Origin of the sequence: Halobaculum gomorrense, from assembly GCF_900129775.1 — an archaeon.
GTDB classification, from domain to species: Archaea; Halobacteriota; Halobacteria; order Halobacteriales; family Haloferacaceae; genus Halobaculum; species Halobaculum gomorrense.
Genome location: NZ_FQWV01000002.1, coordinates 377,480 through 391,918 on the forward strand (window position 1 = coordinate 377,480; position 14,439 = coordinate 391,918).

The window sequence follows — 14,439 nt, forward strand, 5'->3', positions numbered from 1 at the left end:
TCTGGCGTAATGAGGAGGGGAGACGTATGAAACTGGCACTCATCGGATTCGGTCAGGCGGGGGGGAAGATCGTCGATAAATTCGTCCAATACGACCAGCGAACGGGGAGCGACATCGTCCGTGCGGCGGTCGCAGTCAACACGGCGAAGGCGGACCTCATGGGGCTGGAGGAGATCCCGAAGGACCAGCGGGTGCTCATCGGGCAGTCCCGCGTCAAGGGCCACGGGGTCGGTGCGGACAACGAGCTCGGCGCGGAGGTCGCTGAGGAAGACATCGACGAGGTGCAGGGGGCTATCGACTCGATCCCGGTCCACGAGGTCGACGCGTTCCTCGTCATCGCCGGGCTCGGCGGCGGCACCGGCTCGGGCGGCGCGCCGGTGCTCGCGAAGCACCTGAAGCGCATCTACACCGAACCCGTCTACGGGCTGGGCGTGCTGCCCGGCTCTGACGAGGGTGGCATCTACACGCTGAACGCAGCGCGCTCGTTCCAGACGTTCGTCCGTGAGGTGGACAACCTCATGGTGTTCGACAACGACGCGTGGCGCAAGACCGGGGAGTCCGTCTCGGGCGGCTACGACGAGATCAACGAGGAGATCGTCAAGCGGTTCGGCATCCTCTTCGGCGCGGGAGAGATCGACCAGGGCCAGGAAGTCGCCGAGTCCGTCGTCGACTCCAGCGAGATTATCAACACGCTATCGGGCGGCGGCGTCTCGACGGTCGGCTACGCCAGCGAAGAGGTCGAAGAGAGCGCCGGCGGCGGCGGGCTGCTGTCGCGGCTCACCGGCGACGCCGGCGACGACGACCTCGACACCGCCCACACGACCAATCGCATCACCTCACTCGTTCGCAAGGCGGCGCTGGGCCGGCTCACGCTTCCCTGCGAGATCGAGGGCTCCGAGCGCGCGCTGCTGGTCATGGCGGGGCCGCCCGAGCATCTCAACCGCAAGGGGATCGAGCGCGGCCGCAAGTGGCTCGAAGAGCAGACCGGCTCGATGGAGGTCCGCGGCGGCGACTACCCCGTCAGCGGCTCCGGATTCGTCGCGAGCGTGATCCTCCTGTCGGGCGTCACGAACGTTCCGCGGATCAAGGAGCTCCAGCAGGTCGCCATCGAGGCGCAGGACAACATCGACGACATCCAACAGGAGAGCCAGGACAACCTCGACAGCCTCATCAGCGATGACGAGGACGAACTTGAGTCGCTGTTCTGAGCTCACTGCGGTCCTCGCGGTTCTCGCCCTCCTCGTCGCGGCGGTCGCGCCGGCGGCGGCGGTGTCGGTCGAGCAGACCGACGTGCCCGAGACGGGCGAGGTGGACTCGCAGGTGACGGCGACGGTGACGCTGACAGAGCTGTACGGGACCTACGAGACGTGGCAGCTCGCCGGGCAGACCGGACTGCAGAACGTGACCTGGACCGTGACGTTCGTCAATCAGGCCGGCAACCAGATCCGCCAGGAGTCGTACGACGGCCAGAACTTCACCGGCGCGACCGTCGACATCGACGAGGGGACCGCCGAGGTTCGCGTTCGCGTGACCGGCACTGTCCCGGCCATCGAGGAGTACAGCTACGACCCGCAGCAGTCGTTCACGCTACTGGCGCTGGACCAGACCCGCGAGGGCGGCACCTCGACCGACCTGGCGAGCGTCTCGGCGACTCACTACACCGCCGACAGTCGGGAGGCCCGTCAGGCGCTCCAGTCGGCCAGCGCGGCGATCGACGCCGCCGGCAACCCGGCAGAGGCCCGAGAGACGTTCCAAAGCGCAGTGAGCGCGTACAACGCTGGTAATTTCGACAACGCGATCCGCCTCGCGAACAACGCCGAGGAGGAGGCCGCGCAGGCGCAGAGCTCCCAGCAGCGCACCCAGCTCATCCTCTACGGAGTCGGGGCGCTCGTCGTCCTCGGCGTCCTCGGGGGCGGCGCCGTGCTGTTCCTCCGCAGTCGCGGCGACGGCTACGACAAGCTCGGCTGAACAGCCCGTCGAACCCCACTTCTCGTGACCGATCACGTCGACGCGCTCGTTCCGTTCGCACCCGACCGCCCGAAGACGCGGCTCTCTGACACGCTGTCGCCCGCCGAGCGACGCGCGTTCGCGGGGGCGATGCTGTCGGACGTGCTCGCGGCGCTTGCAGGGGCGGGCTTCGCGCCGCGACTCCTCACCACCGAGGCGACCGGCCGCGACGTGTCCGAGACGGTCGACGATCGGCCGCTCACTGAGGCGGTGAACGCCGCCCGCGACGTGCACGGTCCCGCCCCGGAGTCGCCGCTGGCAGTGGTGATGGCGGATCTGGCGCTCGCGACACCGCGGGCGCTCGCGCGCCTGCGCGGTCGCGACGACGCCGGCGACCGTATCGCCGGCGTGACGATCGCGCCGGGTCGCGCCGGCGGGACGAACGCGCTGGTGGTTCGTCACCCCGAGTTCCGCGTCGACTACCACGGCGCCTCGTACCTCGATCACCTCCGCGTCGCCCGCGATATCGGCGCGAGCGTCCGCGAGGTTGACTCCCGGCGGCTCGCGACCGACATCGACGAGCGCGCGGACCTGGCGGAGGTGCTGATCTCGGGCGAGGGCGCCGCTCGCGACTGGCTGGTCGACGCCGGGTTCGAACTCGACACCGGCGACGGGCGGGTCTCGATCGCGCGAACCGGATAGCGCCGGGCTCGTTCGCGCGAGCGCGGAGGTCTCCGGCGCGGCCTACTCGATGTCGAGACTCGTCACCATCGCCTTCGCAGCGTTCAGTTCGTCCTCGTTGACGCCGTGGCCCATCCCCTCGTAGATGCGCTCGTCCACCTCGGCACCCAGATCCCTGAGCGCCTCGGTCGTCTCTTTCACGCGCTCCAGCGGAATGTGCGGGTCCACGTCCGAGCAGCCGAGGAACGCGGGGGTGCCGTCGAGGTCGCCGTCGTACTCGCGCGGCGTCCCCTCGGGGCCGATGAGCCCGCCGGAGAACGCGACGAGGCCGCCGAAGCGGTCGGCGTTGCGGGCGATCCACTCCGAGGAGAGACACGCCCCCTGCGAGAAGCCGAGCAGGAGCACGTTCTCGCGGCCGACGGCGTCGGCGGCCGCGTCGACGACGCTCCCGACGAACTCCAGGGCGGAGTCGAGGTGCGGCTGGTTCTTCGTCGTTTCCTCCATGAACGAGTGCGGGTACCAGGTGTTCCGATCGGCTGAGGGCGCGAGGTAGGCGATCGAGTCGGTGCCGAACTCGCCTGCCATCCCGAGGATGCTGTGGGCGGTCGCACCGCGGCCGTGAACCATCACGACGGCCGCGTTCGCCTCGTCCAACTCGGCGCCGCTGTGGCGGACGGGTCGGCCGCCGTGGGGGCCGTTGACGCCCGTGGTGTCGATGTCGGTCATGGTCGGACGGTGGGGTGGGGGCGAGGTATCGGTTGTGGTGGCGGAACCTCGCGACGGGCGCCGCCGGCGGCGACGCCGTCGGCGAGGCGTGGTCCCGACCGACTCGCTTTTGTCCCTCCATCGGCGACTCCACGGCGTGTTCCCGGGCGCCGCGGAGTACGACATCGACGTGACGGTCGCCGACGAGGAGGTCGAGCGCCTGCTGTTGGTCGGTCCCGGGGACGTGGCAGCCGCCTCCGAGTTGACGTTCGCGCGGAACGTGTTCGTCCCGTTGACGACCGCCTGCCGGTACACCTGCACATACTGTACGTACTACGACGTGCCCGGCGAGGCGAGCCTCCTGTCGCCCGAGGAGGTGCGCGAGCGGTGTCGGGTCGGCGCCGACGCCGGCTGCACCGAGGCGCTGTTCACCTTTGGTGACAAGCCCGACGGCCGATACACCGCGATCCACGACCAGCTATCCGAGTGGGGGTACGACTCCGTCGTCGACTACCACGAGCGGGCCTGCGAGATTGCCCTGGAGGAGGGGTTGCTGCCGCACTCGAACCCTGGCGACCTCACAGAGGCCGAGTTCCGTCGCCTCCGCGGCGTGAACGCCTCGATGGGCGTGATGCTGGAGACGACCGCCGACGTGGCCGCACACGCGGGCGGTCGTCGCAAGACGCCTGGACAGCGGCTGAACACGCTCCGCGCGGCCGGCGAGGCCCGAGTGCCGTTCACGACGGGGATCCTCGTCGGGATCGGCGAGGACTGGGCGGACCGAGCGGAGTCGCTGCTCGCGATCCGCGAGCTACACGAGCGGTACGGGCACGTGCAAGAGGTGATCGTCCAGCCAGTCGTCCCGAACGAGCGGTCCGACTTCGACGCCCCGTCCACGGCGACGATGCGACGGGTGACCGCGATGGCCCGCGCCGCCCTCCCCGCGGAGGTGTCGGTGCAGTCCCCGCCGAACCTCGCGCCCGTCTGCGACCTGCTCGACTGCGGCGTCGACGATCTGGGCGGCGTCTCCCCGGTGACGGACGACTACATCAACCCCGACTACGCGTGGCCCGCGCTGTCGGAACTGCGGGAGATCGCCGACGCCGGCGGCGTTCCACTGCACGAGCGGCTCCCGACCCACGAGCGGTACCTCCCCGCGGAGCGCCGCCGCGACGGGTTCGACGGCGAGGCCGCTTCGGGGTCGTGGCTCCACGGACAGATCCCGGATGCGATCGCCGACGAGGGAGTTCACGGCGAGCGCTTCCGCGCGGTCGCCCGGCGCGAAGGCCCGCTGTCGACGGCGCCGGACGACGGACCGCCGTCCCCATGAGGTTCGACTGGCCAGCAAGTTCTTACCCGATAGCGACCAAGCCAGCGACGATTGATGCACTCTGTCGTGTTGCAGACGACCATCGATGGCCTGGTCGACGCGTTCGCCGGCTACCTGACGAACGCGATCGGGTTCCTCGTCGGCTTCGTCGCGACGTACCTCGTTGGTCGGTTCGTGCTGGTCCCGCTCGTCCGGCGGGTGTTGGACCGCCGCGGCTTCGACCGGACGGTGTTGAGCCTCGTGGACAGCGTGATGGGCGCGCTCGTCGTCGTCTTCGCGCTGTCGATCGGGTTCATGAGCGCCGGCTTCCCGCGGTTCCTGACGGCGGCGGCGACGCTCGGGGGCGCGCTCGCGCTGGCGGTCGGCTTCGCCGCGCAGGACCTGGTCGGGAACTTCGTCGCCGGCGTGTTCATCATCAAGGACAAGCCGTTCGAGGTGGGTGACTGGATCGAGTGGAACGGCAACGCCGGGCGCGTCGAGGACATCGACCTGCGCGTCTCGCGCGTCCGGACGTTCGACAACGAGCGCGTCACCGTCCCGAACGGCGACCTCGCGAACAACGCGATCACCAACCCCGTCGCCTACGACACGCTCCGCCAGAAGTTCGTCTTCGGCATCGGCTACGACGACGACATCGATCACGCGACCGACTGCATTCTCGAAGAGGCCGAAGGGATCGACGGGATCCTCGACGACCCGGCGCCCTCGGTACGCGTCACCGAACTCGGCGACTCGGCGGTCGGGCTCCAGAGCCGCTTTTGGATCGACGAGCCCGACCGCTCGGACTTCGTACGCGTCCGCTCGGCGTACGTGCAGGCGGTGAAAGAGCGGTTCGACGAGGAGGGCATCGACATGCCGTACGTCCACCGCCAGCTCACCGGCGAGGTGGAGGTGCTGGAGTCGGTCGCCGACGACGGTGACGCCTCCGCCGCCGCCGAGAACTGATCCGCTCAACAACGCGCGCTCGGCGCTCGCTTCCGTTTCTCCCCCGACTCTCTCCGGGAGGTCGTGCAGGAACGTCTGGAACTCGGCGGTCCGCCCGTCCGGGTCGGCGGCGAAGAACTTAGCTGTCGTAGCGCTCGTTCACGTGCGGGTCCTCGCGCGCGTCGTCGTCGACGCGGTCGTGCGCGGCGTCGATCCCGGCTCTGTCCGGGTAGACGAACGTGATGGTCCCTTCCGTCCCGGTCGAGGCGTCTCCGTCGCCGCGATGGTCGCAGAAGCCGAACCGGAAGCCGCCGCGTTCGAGGATCGTACAGCCCGGCTGTTCGAGCCACACGTCCGCGTCGGCGGCCTCGCGGTACCAGTCGACGACGCGCTCGCGGTTCGCGGTGCGGAAGCAGACGATTCCGTCGGGCCGTGACATGGTTCCCCCCACAGTCGGCGGTGAGGAATCAGCTTCGGGCGAGGCTGTGGAGCGACTCGTCCGGCCGCCTCCCGCTCACTCGCGCGCGTCCTCGATGACCGCTCGGAACGACTCGGCGCGCTCGGTGATGGCGTCGAACTCGCCCGCCTCGACGAGCTCGCGGTCGACGAGCGCGGAGCCGGCGCCGACGCAGACGGCGCCCGCCTCGATGTAGTCGCCGGCGTTGTCGGGGGAGACGCCGCCGGTGGGCATGATCTCCAACTGGCCGAGCGGGCCCTTCAGTGCGGCGACGTGGTCGGGGCCGACGGTCTTGGCGGGGAACACCTTCACGACCTCGGCGCCGGCCTCGTACGCCTCGACGGCCTCGGTCGGCGTCATCACGCCGGGGGCGCACAGCACGCCGTAGCGGTTGCACGTCTCCACGACGCCCTCGTCGAAGGAGGGCGAGACGACGAACGCCGCGCCGGCCGCGATGGCCGCGCGGGCCGTCTCGCTGTCGAGAACGGTGCCGGCGCCGACGAGCGCGTCGTCGCCGAGTTCCTCGGACAGGGTCGCGATCATCTTGGTCGCGCCGGCGGTGTCGGCCGTGACCTCCAGCGCCGTCACGCCGCCGGCGACGAGCGCCTCCGCGGTGTCGACGACCGTCTCGGGCTCGGCGCCGCGCATGACCGCGACGACTCCCGACTCCCGCATCGTTGCGAACGCGTCTGTAGTACTCATGTACGAGTGAACTTCGCGCCGGAGAATAAAGCCGGCGGGTGCGCGGTCGAGCCAGCCGAGCGGGTGAACGACGTCTCGGGACTCACCGGAGCGTCGGGGCATGTTCTACCTGTGTGATAATTCATTTATTCGCCAGGTGGTTCCTCGGGGTGTGGACCCGGACGAACACCCGTCGCGTCGGACGTTCGAACTGCTAGCCAACGAGATCAGGCTGCGCATCATCACGGCGCTGGGCGACGCGAGCGGCGAGGACGGGTACGCGTCGCTCGCGTTCTCCGACCTCCGCGAGGCGACGGGCGTCGAGGACAGCGGGAAGTTCACTTACCACCTCAAGCAGCTGATCGGGGAGTTCGTCGAAGAGACCGAGCCGGGATACAGCCTGACGCTCTCGGGAATTCGGGCGTATCAGGCCGTCGTCGGGCATCAGGCGGAGGGTGATGTCGTCATCGAGCCGTTCGACATTCCGGGCGAGTGCCCGACCTGCGGCGGTCAGCGCCGGGCGTGGTACGAGAACGGTCGTGGACACGTCGGCTGTGGCGACTGCGGCGAGACCGAGTTCCGCTACCCGGTCGACGCGAGGCACGTCGACCCCGAGGACGTCGAGTCGCTGCTTGACGCGATGCACGCGCAGTGCCTTCGCGACTACGGCTCCATGATCTGGGGAATCTGCCCGTACTGCGGCGGGACCGCTGCGACCGAACTCCGGTTCGAGGCCGACCACTGGGAGGAGACAGGGATGATCGACGACGACGCGCTCGTCCACGGCGCCTGCGAGTCGTGTTCGTGGTTCTTCTACGCGAACCTCGCGGCGGTGTTGCGCCTCGAGGAGCCGGTGCAGGCGTTTTTCGCTGCCCGCGGGGTCGACATCTGGTCGGAGTACCTGTGGACCGACCACATCGACTGGATCGTTGACGCGGTCGATGTCGACCCGGTTCGGGTCCGCGGCCACTTCGCGCACGACGGCGATCACCTCTCGGTCGTGGTCGACGGCGACGTGCGGCTCATCGAGGCGAGAACGATCGAATCCGTGTGACCGGGATCGACGCTTCGGGGTCCGCTTCCGACCGTCCTACTCCCCGCGCGGCACCGCGACCGCGCCGACGCCGAACGCGACGACCGCCAGCGCCGCGAGGATCGCGAGGTTCGCGGCCGCGCCAAGTCCCGCGAGCCCGTCGCCCTCGGGCGCCGCGAAGGTGAGCGCGCGGACGCCCCGCGAGAAGTACGTGAGCGGCGAGAGGTTCACGACCGGGAGGAACCACTCGGGGAGGAGGTCGGGCGAGACGAACGTGTCCGAGAGGAACAGCAGGGGCAGCGCCACCGAGTTCGACGCGGCGATGACGCCGTCCTGCGAGTCCGACACCCGACCGAGCACGGCGCCGACCCCGCAGAACAGCACGACCGCGAGGGCGACGAGCGGGACCAGCAAGAGCAGATCCACCGACACCGGGATCCGCGCGCCGGTGACGAGCGTCACGAGCGCGAACACGAGCAGCGAGGCGACGCCGATGACGCCGACGTTGACGAGCGTGTGCGCCAGCAGCCACTCGCCGCGCGTCAGCGGGGTCGTCGCCAGCTTCTCGAACCGGTGGCCGTCGCGGTGGCGGGCGATCTCCGAGCCGACCCGCGACAGCGGCGTGAACAGCACCACGGTCGCGAGGTACCCCGGGAGGTAGTACGCGTCGGGCTGGGCGAACAGCCCGCCGCCGCCCGGCTGCGTCCGCACGAGCACGCCGAAGATGAGCACCAACAGCAGCGGAAAAAAGAACGTGAAGATCACCGCCGTCCGGCGGCGGAGGAACGACCGCGTCGCCGCGGCGGTCTCCGCGCGAATCCGCCCGACGCGACTCACCGCTCCGCCTCCGCGGTCGCGGCGGTGGTCGCGTCTCCGCGCTCGATTCCGGTCCTGTCCCCGTCACCGCCGACCGCGCTGGCTCCCGGCGTGGCCGCGCCTTCGAACTCCTCACCGGTGAGCCGGAGGTACACGTCCTCCAGCGTCGGCTCGGTCCACGTGAGCGACTCGTAGCCGACGCCGGCATCGGCGAGCGCGGCCACGGCGTCGCCGAGTTCCGCGGGGGACACGTCGCCGACGACGAGTTCGTCGGCGCCGACCTCGACCCCGAATCCGGCCGCGCGAAGCGGCTCGGCGCCGGCTTCGATCTCGGGACCGGAGACGACGAGTCGCGCGGGGCCGCCGTGATCGGCGACGAGCTCCGCGGGCGTGCCGACGGCGACCAGCTCCCCCCCGCGCAGCAGGCCGACGCGGTCCGCGAGCCGCTCCACCTCCTCCATCGAGTGGCTCGTCAGGAAGACGGTCACGCCGCTGTCAGCTAGCGCGTCGAGCAGGTCCCACAGCGCGCGCCGGCCGGCCGGGTCGATGCCGGTGGTCGGCTCGTCGAGGAACAGCACGTCGGGGTCGTTCACGAGCGCGGTGGCGACGCACGCGCGGCGTTTCTGGCCGCCCGAGAGGTTCTCGTACCAAGTGTCTGCGTCGGCGTCGGCCGCCAGCCCGACGTCCGCGAGCACGTCGTCGACGGGTCGCGACTCGTCGTACAGACCGCCGTAGTAGGCGACGAGTTCGCGCGCGGTGAGCCGCGCCGGCGGGCCGAACTCCTGCGGGAGCAGGCCGACTCTCGACCGGTCGGAGTCGCCCGCGGGCTCGCCGATCAGTTCGAGGGTGCCCTCGGCGTCGACGGTGCCCGTGAGCGCGCGCACGAGCGTCGTCTTCCCGGCGCCGTTCGGCCCGATGAGGCCGAACACCTCTCCCTCCCGTACGTCCAGCGAGACGCCGTCGAGCGCGACCGCCCCGTCGTACGACTTGCGGGCGTCGACCGCGCGGACGACCGTCGCGTCGTTCATACCGCTCGGTCGGGGCGTCGCCGAAGTAAGGGTGCCGAAGGCGGCGTCGCGATCGGTCGCTCTGGCGGTCGGTCCGAGGATCAGTGGGTCCGGGGACCGATCCCGAACGGCTCCGCGCACGGGCGGCGTCGCACGCGGGCACCGCCGGCACCGCCGACCGGTTCACCGCGAGGGGAGCGGCGCGTACGTCGTCGCGGGGGCGCCATCGCCCCGCCGGGCGCCCCTCGCGTCGGCGCCGCTCCGGGTTCGACCGGCGGTGACGCCGGGCGCGACGCCCGGGCCGGTGCCCGCGCAGACGCCGTGCAGACAGACGCCGGTCCCGGCGAGGAGTCGGACGACAGCGAAGGCGACGAGGAGCGCCCCGACCGGGTTCTCGGCGACGCCGAGGGCGGCGGCCCACTCGGTCGCCGTCCGGTGCACCGGCAGCGATAACGGCGCGGAGACGGCCGTGGCGGCGCCCGCGATCCCCGCCGAGCGACCGGAGGCGACGAGTCGCATACGAGTTGCTTGAGGTGCCAGTTCCGAGAACTAAAGCGTTGGGACCGCTCCGACGCGGCCGGAACCGCCGCTGATGCCGTACCGGGACCGTCAGCGGTTCACACTCCGGGGGAACCGCTTTTAGCGTCGGTCAGAAAATCGTCGACCCAGCTGTGAGCGATGAGCCCGCAGACGCCGTTGATCCGCACGCTCAGCGCGTCGCCGTCCGCGAGGGGTACGACGCGATGGCCGACGACTACCGGCGCGAGCGGGACGCGTCGACCCCGCCAGAGGCACCGCTCGTCGAGTCGTTCCTCTCGGACCCCGAGCCCGGTGCGAGGCTGCTCGACGCCGGCTGCGGACAGGAGACGCCGGTGTTGACCCGCGCCGCCGCCGGCGTGGACGCGGTCGGGATCGACCTCTCGGCGGGGCAACTCGACATCGCGGCCGAGCGAACCGGCGCGGCGCTCGTCCGCGGCGACCTCACCCGGCTCCCGCTGGCCGACGGCGTCGTCGACGCGGTCACCGCCCTCCATTCGGTCATTCACGTCCCGCTGGCCGAGCACCCCGTCGTGTATCGGGAGTTCGCCCGCGTCCTCCGTCCCGGGGGTCGCCTCTACGTCACGGCCGCGACCGACGAGGACGGCTGGGCCGGCGCCAACCCCGACTGGCTCGACTCCGGCGAGCTGATGGCGTGGTCGTTCCCCGGGATCGACGAGACACGCGAACGGCTCCGCGCGGCCGGCTTCGAGGTGACGGCCGAGCGCACGCTCGGGGACACCGTCTCTGACGACGCCGACGGGGGGTCGTGGATGCACCTGTTCGCGCGCCTGGAATCGACGTGAGCCGGCCGGCGATCCCCCGACGCTCCCTCGCACGCGTCGGGTCGCTCGCCGCCGGGGAGTCCGGCGGAGCTAGCTGAGCAGATCGACGCCCGGCCGCCACCACAGCAGCCCGACGGTCGCGACGAACACGAGCGTCGAGGGACCGTAGCCGACCCCGGAAACCGCGGCGGCGACGAACGCGCCGCCGCCGACGATCGACGCCGCCGCGCCCGCCAAGATCGGCAGCGAGCACGACAGACACGAGAACAAGCCGACGATCCCCGCGACGCCCGCGCCCGCCGCGTCGACGACCGCGCCGTACAGCAGGTACGCTAGCGCGGCGTAGCCGAGCACCTTCGCGGGCATGAGCACGGCCGCGGCGACGCCGACGTTGACGATGAGCGCCGGTCCCCACCCCGGCGGAAGCAGCGCGAGCTCGACGCCGGGCGTCGTTCGCGGCGGCGCCACGCCCACAACGCCGCCGAAGACCGCAAGCAACAGCGCGTAGCCGACGGCGACCGCGAGCGCGCGGCGACGCTCGCGGTCGCCCCCGAGCCTCGGCGGTCGGTAGCGCGCGAAGACGGTGATCGCGACGTTCACCCAGATCAGTCCGTACAGTGTGAACAGCGGCGAGGTGAGCGTGACGCCGGTGAGCGCGAAGTACGCGACGACCGCCGCGAGTTCGACGTTGATCGTGAGCGCTCCGACCAGCAGGTCGCGACGAGTGATCGGGAGGTCGACGCCGCCGACGGAGAACGTGCGCGTGCTCATTGGTTGGGTGGAAGTTCCGGCCTGAGAACGATCACAGCGCGAGCGCGTCGACGACGACGGCCAGCAGCACGACGCCGAGGTAGGCGTTCGACGCGTGGAACGCCCGGAAGGCCGCCGCCTCGTCGCGCTCGTAGTGGAGACGGACGATCGTCCATAGGAACACGGCGCCGCCGGTGACGCCGGCGAGCGCGTACAGCCAGTCGAGGCGGCCGAGGCCGACCATCGCGGCGGCGACGGCCAGGGTCGCCCCGAAGTACCAGACGATGTGGCGCCGGGTGGCCGTCTCGCCGCGCACGACCGGCATCATCGGGAAACCGCCGCGCTCGTAGTCGTCTTTGTACGCCAGCGCGAGGTTGTAGAAGTGCGCCGGCGTCCACAGGAAGATGAGCGCCGCCAGCGCCAGCCCGCCGAGGCCGACCTCGCCGGTCACGGCGGCCCAGCCGATGAGCGCGGGGAGCGCGCCGGCGGCGCCGCCGATGACGGTGTTCTGGACGGTGTTCGGTTTCAACACGAGTGTGTACACCACCGAGTAGAACACGATCGCGACGAAGCCCAGCACCGCCGCGAGGAGGTTCACCCACGCGAACAGGCCGACCGAGGCGGCAGTGAGCAGCAGGCCGAACGCGACGGCGTTGCGCACCGACACCAGATCGACCGCGAGCGGACGGTCGCTCGTGCGCTGCATCCGGCGGTCGATGTCGCGTTCGAGCACGTGGTTGAATGTCCCGGATGCGCCGATCGAGAGCGCGCCGCCCGCGAGCGTCGCAGCGACGACCGGAACGGACAGTCCCGTCCCGCCGGCGAGCGCCATCGCCGCGCTGGCGACGAGACACAGCAGCCACATCAGCCGCGGCTTCATCAGTCGGAAGTACGCCGCGGCCGTGAGCCGCGCGCGGCGGGGCGGGTTCGCGCGCCAGGACGGAATCTCCGGGCGCGGACCGGGGTCCAGCGGCTCCTCGGCGGACTCGGGTCCGCCGGGGCCGACCGCGGGGTCGTCGTCTGGGTCGCCGGTTCGGTCCTCGAGCTCCCAGGCGAGCGCGGCGAGCAGCCCGAAGAACACGAGGAGCCCGCCGGCGAGATGGACCGCCGACAGCGTCACCGCGGTGCCGGCGACCGTCGCGAGCGTCTCCCGGCCGCCGATCGCGACGTACGCGCCGAGCAGCGACTGGACCGGATACAGGAGAAACGAGGCGACGAGCGCGGCCGCGACCCGGCGGCTCGGTCGAGCGCGCCAGGCGGCGACGCCCGTCACGAGTACGAGCACGCCGACGACGGCCGCGACGGCGCGATGGCCGATCGCGACCCAGCCGGCGCCCGCCGTCGGCAGCTCGAATCCGTTCCCGCAGGCCGGCCACGACGCGCACGCCGCAGCGGCGTCGGTGACGGCCGTGGTCGCACCCACCACCAACAGCAGGTACACCCCCATCGCGCTGGCCGCGAGTAGCGGCGGGAACCGCTTCGACATCACTGGCGATGCTTGCCGCCGGGCGCATATCAACCCCGCGTTTTCCGCGTTCTCTCCCCGGATCGATCTCGTGAGAGAAGGCCTCGCTATCCGGTGGTTCGAGCGACAACAGTAGGTATTTACGTGGCCTGGGCCAAGCGCGGGTAATGACGCGTACGCGATTGGGGAGCCTGCTAGTCGGGCTTGTTGGCCTGGCGCTGTTCGCGACGCCGGTCGCGGCACAGCCGTCCACGACGGCGGGGCTGATCAACAGCCTGAACGGAAAGTTACTGTACGTCGCGGTCCCGGTCACGCTGTTCGTCGAGATCATGCTCATCTACGCGGTGTTGAAGTTCAGAAACAACGATGAGCCGGCGCCGACGCGTGAGAACCGGCGCCTGGAAGTCACCTGGACGGTCGCGACGGCGATCATCCTCTTGTTCGTCGGCGTCGCCTCCTACGGCGTGCTGGCGAACCCCGACGTGACGTACACGGGCGCCGAAGAGATCGAACCTTCGGAGGGCGACGTGCACGTCAAGACTGTCGCCTACCAGTGGAACTGGCGGATGAACTACCAGACGGCGAACATTACCGAACTGACCGCAGACGACATCGACACTGCGGTCGTTCCGCAGGCGGAGGGGGTCGAAGGCCCGGTGATCGTGGTTCCACAGGGCCAGGATCTCTACTTCACGACTGCCTCTGAGGACGTGATCCACGGCTTCAGTGTCCCCGCACTCGGGCTGAAACAGGACGCCATCCCGGGGCAGACGAACACGATCAAAACAGTCGCCAAGGAAACGGGCGTTTACCAGGGGTACTGTACGGAGTACTGCGGTGTCGCTCACTCCAAGATGTACTTCACCGTCATCGTCGTCGACCAGGGTACCTACGACGAGTTCGTCGACAGCCAGACCGGTTCCAGCGACTCCAGCGGCTCAAGCAGCGCGTCGCTAGCAGCGCCGACCAGGCTCGGCGCGTAGTGCGACCGGACGGTAGCGGACGGTAGCTCCGATCAGTTCGGTGGCGGTCACCGCTCCGCGGGGGCGACCGCCGGTCCGACGGCGTCGCCCCCGCGTTCAAGTCGACGGTCCCCGTAGCGTCCGTATGCGCGACGAGGCGGAGATCCGAGAGCAGTACGAGTACCTCGCCGAACAGTTGGACTCCGAGGAGATGCGCCATCAGGGCGTCCGAGAGCTGTTCACCCACTACAAGCGCGCCCTCGGGTGGGTGCTGGAGGAAGAGCACATCTGAGCGGTCGCCGGACCGATCGCCGGCCCCGGTAGCTTAATATCGATTCCGCGGCTATCGGTATGTGACG

17 protein-coding genes are annotated in these 14,439 nt (G+C 70.4%); 9 read left to right on the forward strand and 8 right to left on the reverse strand.

Annotated elements, in window-relative coordinates; all coding sequences use genetic code 11:
- Nucleotides 1-26: 26 nt before the first annotated feature.
- The 3 genes from BUE16_RS05435 to cofC are packed head-to-tail and all read left to right on the forward strand — an operon-like array spanning nt 27 to nt 2,649.
- Nucleotides 27-1,208 carry a tubulin/FtsZ family protein gene (locus tag BUE16_RS05435; RefSeq protein ID WP_073307394.1) on the forward strand — a complete coding sequence of 394 codons (1,182 nt, stop codon included), beginning with the start codon at nt 27-29 and terminating at the stop codon, nt 1,206-1,208.
- Nucleotides 1,177-1,968 (forward strand): hypothetical protein, encoded by a 792-nt coding sequence (locus BUE16_RS05440; protein WP_073307395.1) that lies wholly within the window; start codon nt 1,177-1,179, stop codon nt 1,966-1,968. The genes BUE16_RS05435 and BUE16_RS05440 overlap by 32 nt, the downstream gene beginning before the upstream one ends.
- A 24-nt stretch (nt 1,969-1,992) precedes the next feature.
- Entirely contained in the window at nt 1,993-2,649 is a 657-nt protein-coding gene (cofC, locus tag BUE16_RS05445) for a 2-phospho-L-lactate guanylyltransferase (protein ID WP_073307396.1), read from the forward strand.
- 42 nt (nt 2,650-2,691) lie between these two features.
- Here the strand turns inward: cofC and BUE16_RS05450 are convergent, their stop codons facing one another.
- The gene (locus tag BUE16_RS05450) at nt 2,692-3,354 is read right to left on the reverse strand and encodes an alpha/beta hydrolase (protein WP_073307397.1); all 663 of its coding nucleotides are present in this window, start codon (nt 3,352-3,354) and stop codon (nt 2,692-2,694) included.
- Between the two features lie 136 nt (nt 3,355-3,490).
- On the opposite strand from BUE16_RS05450, the gene cofG reads away from it, so the two are divergent.
- Nucleotides 3,491-4,663 (forward strand): 7,8-didemethyl-8-hydroxy-5-deazariboflavin synthase subunit CofG, encoded by a 1,173-nt coding sequence (cofG, locus tag BUE16_RS05455; RefSeq protein WP_073307398.1) that lies wholly within the window; start codon nt 3,491-3,493, stop codon nt 4,661-4,663.
- A gap of 54 nt (nt 4,664-4,717) precedes the next feature.
- Nucleotides 4,718-5,608, forward strand: coding sequence for a mechanosensitive ion channel family protein (locus BUE16_RS05460; protein ID WP_073307399.1), 891 nt, complete (start codon nt 4,718-4,720; stop codon nt 5,606-5,608).
- Nucleotides 5,609-5,726: 118 nt separating this feature from the next.
- On the opposite strand, the gene BUE16_RS05465 is transcribed toward BUE16_RS05460, so the two are convergent.
- Both BUE16_RS05465 and BUE16_RS05470 read right to left on the reverse strand, forming a co-directional pair.
- Nucleotides 5,727-6,026 (reverse strand): hypothetical protein, encoded by a 300-nt coding sequence (locus BUE16_RS05465; protein ID WP_073307400.1) that lies wholly within the window; start codon nt 6,024-6,026, stop codon nt 5,727-5,729.
- Between the two features lie 75 nt (nt 6,027-6,101).
- Nucleotides 6,102-6,746: a bifunctional 4-hydroxy-2-oxoglutarate aldolase/2-dehydro-3-deoxy-phosphogluconate aldolase gene (locus tag BUE16_RS05470; RefSeq protein WP_073307401.1), complete on the reverse strand. Its 645-nt coding sequence runs from the start codon at nt 6,744-6,746 to the stop codon at nt 6,102-6,104.
- A gap of 151 nt (nt 6,747-6,897) precedes the next feature.
- Here BUE16_RS05470 and BUE16_RS05475 point away from each other — a divergent pair, with 151 nt between their 5' ends.
- Nucleotides 6,898-7,779, forward strand: a complete 882-nt coding sequence (locus BUE16_RS05475) for a winged helix-turn-helix domain-containing protein (RefSeq protein WP_073307402.1) — start codon at nt 6,898-6,900, stop codon at nt 7,777-7,779.
- 36 nt (nt 7,780-7,815) lie between these two features.
- On the opposite strand, the gene BUE16_RS05480 is transcribed toward BUE16_RS05475, so the two are convergent.
- The 3 genes from BUE16_RS05480 to BUE16_RS05490 all read right to left on the reverse strand — a co-directional run bounded on the left by BUE16_RS05480 (nt 7,816) and on the right by BUE16_RS05490 (nt 10,100).
- Nucleotides 7,816-8,595: an ABC transporter permease gene (locus tag BUE16_RS05480; protein ID WP_073307403.1), complete on the reverse strand. Its 780-nt coding sequence runs from the start codon at nt 8,593-8,595 to the stop codon at nt 7,816-7,818.
- Nucleotides 8,592-9,602, reverse strand: coding sequence for an ABC transporter ATP-binding protein (locus tag BUE16_RS05485; RefSeq protein ID WP_073307404.1), 1,011 nt, complete (start codon nt 9,600-9,602; stop codon nt 8,592-8,594). The genes BUE16_RS05480 and BUE16_RS05485 overlap by 4 nt, the downstream gene beginning before the upstream one ends.
- A 162-nt stretch (nt 9,603-9,764) precedes the next feature.
- Nucleotides 9,765-10,100, reverse strand: coding sequence for a hypothetical protein (locus tag BUE16_RS05490; RefSeq protein WP_073307405.1), 336 nt, complete (start codon nt 10,098-10,100; stop codon nt 9,765-9,767).
- 152 nt (nt 10,101-10,252) lie between these two features.
- On the opposite strand from BUE16_RS05490, the gene BUE16_RS05495 reads away from it, so the two are divergent.
- Nucleotides 10,253-10,924: a class I SAM-dependent methyltransferase gene (locus BUE16_RS05495; RefSeq protein WP_234972331.1), complete on the forward strand. Its 672-nt coding sequence runs from the start codon at nt 10,253-10,255 to the stop codon at nt 10,922-10,924.
- 69 nt (nt 10,925-10,993) lie between these two features.
- On the opposite strand, the gene BUE16_RS05500 is transcribed toward BUE16_RS05495, so the two are convergent.
- Complete coding sequence (locus tag BUE16_RS05500; protein ID WP_073307406.1) at nt 10,994-11,674, reverse strand: DUF7546 family protein; 681 nt, start codon at nt 11,672-11,674, stop codon at nt 10,994-10,996.
- Between the two features lie 31 nt (nt 11,675-11,705).
- Nucleotides 11,706-13,139: a heme o synthase gene (locus BUE16_RS05505; protein WP_073307407.1), complete on the reverse strand. Its 1,434-nt coding sequence runs from the start codon at nt 13,137-13,139 to the stop codon at nt 11,706-11,708.
- Between the two features lie 146 nt (nt 13,140-13,285).
- Between BUE16_RS05505 and coxB the strand changes: the two genes are divergently transcribed.
- Both coxB and BUE16_RS16890 read left to right on the forward strand, forming a co-directional pair.
- Nucleotides 13,286-14,101 (forward strand): cytochrome c oxidase subunit II, encoded by an 816-nt coding sequence (gene coxB, locus BUE16_RS05510; protein ID WP_073307408.1) that lies wholly within the window; start codon nt 13,286-13,288, stop codon nt 14,099-14,101.
- Between the two features lie 124 nt (nt 14,102-14,225).
- Nucleotides 14,226-14,372 carry a hypothetical protein gene (locus tag BUE16_RS16890; RefSeq protein WP_200778378.1) on the forward strand — a complete coding sequence of 49 codons (147 nt, stop codon included), beginning with the start codon at nt 14,226-14,228 and terminating at the stop codon, nt 14,370-14,372.
- Nucleotides 14,373-14,439: the final 67 nt, after the last annotated feature.

Bases quoted from the DNA above. Each gene is read 5' to 3' on its own strand.
- BUE16_RS05435 (WP_073307394.1), top strand. From the start codon at position 27: ATGAAACTGGCACTCATCGGATTCGGTCAGGCGGGGGGGAAGATCGTC.
- BUE16_RS05440 (WP_073307395.1), top strand. From the start codon at position 1,177: ATGACGAGGACGAACTTGAGTCGCTGTTCTGAGCTCACTGCGGTCCTC.
- BUE16_RS05450 (WP_073307397.1), bottom strand. From the start codon at position 3,354: ATGACCGACATCGACACCACGGGCGTCAACGGCCCCCACGGCGGCCGA.
- BUE16_RS05460 (WP_073307399.1), top strand. From the start codon at position 4,718: ATGCACTCTGTCGTGTTGCAGACGACCATCGATGGCCTGGTCGACGCG.
- BUE16_RS05465 (WP_073307400.1), bottom strand. From the start codon at position 6,026: ATGTCACGGCCCGACGGAATCGTCTGCTTCCGCACCGCGAACCGCGAG.
- BUE16_RS05470 (WP_073307401.1), bottom strand. From the start codon at position 6,746: ATGAGTACTACAGACGCGTTCGCAACGATGCGGGAGTCGGGAGTCGTC.
- BUE16_RS05485 (WP_073307404.1), bottom strand. From the start codon at position 9,602: ATGAACGACGCGACGGTCGTCCGCGCGGTCGACGCCCGCAAGTCGTAC.
- BUE16_RS05490 (WP_073307405.1), bottom strand. From the start codon at position 10,100: ATGCGACTCGTCGCCTCCGGTCGCTCGGCGGGGATCGCGGGCGCCGCC.
- BUE16_RS05500 (WP_073307406.1), bottom strand. From the start codon at position 11,674: ATGAGCACGCGCACGTTCTCCGTCGGCGGCGTCGACCTCCCGATCACT.
- BUE16_RS05505 (WP_073307407.1), bottom strand. From the start codon at position 13,139: ATGTCGAAGCGGTTCCCGCCGCTACTCGCGGCCAGCGCGATGGGGGTG.
- coxB (WP_073307408.1), top strand. From the start codon at position 13,286: ATGACGCGTACGCGATTGGGGAGCCTGCTAGTCGGGCTTGTTGGCCTG.
- BUE16_RS16890 (WP_200778378.1), top strand. From the start codon at position 14,226: ATGCGCGACGAGGCGGAGATCCGAGAGCAGTACGAGTACCTCGCCGAA.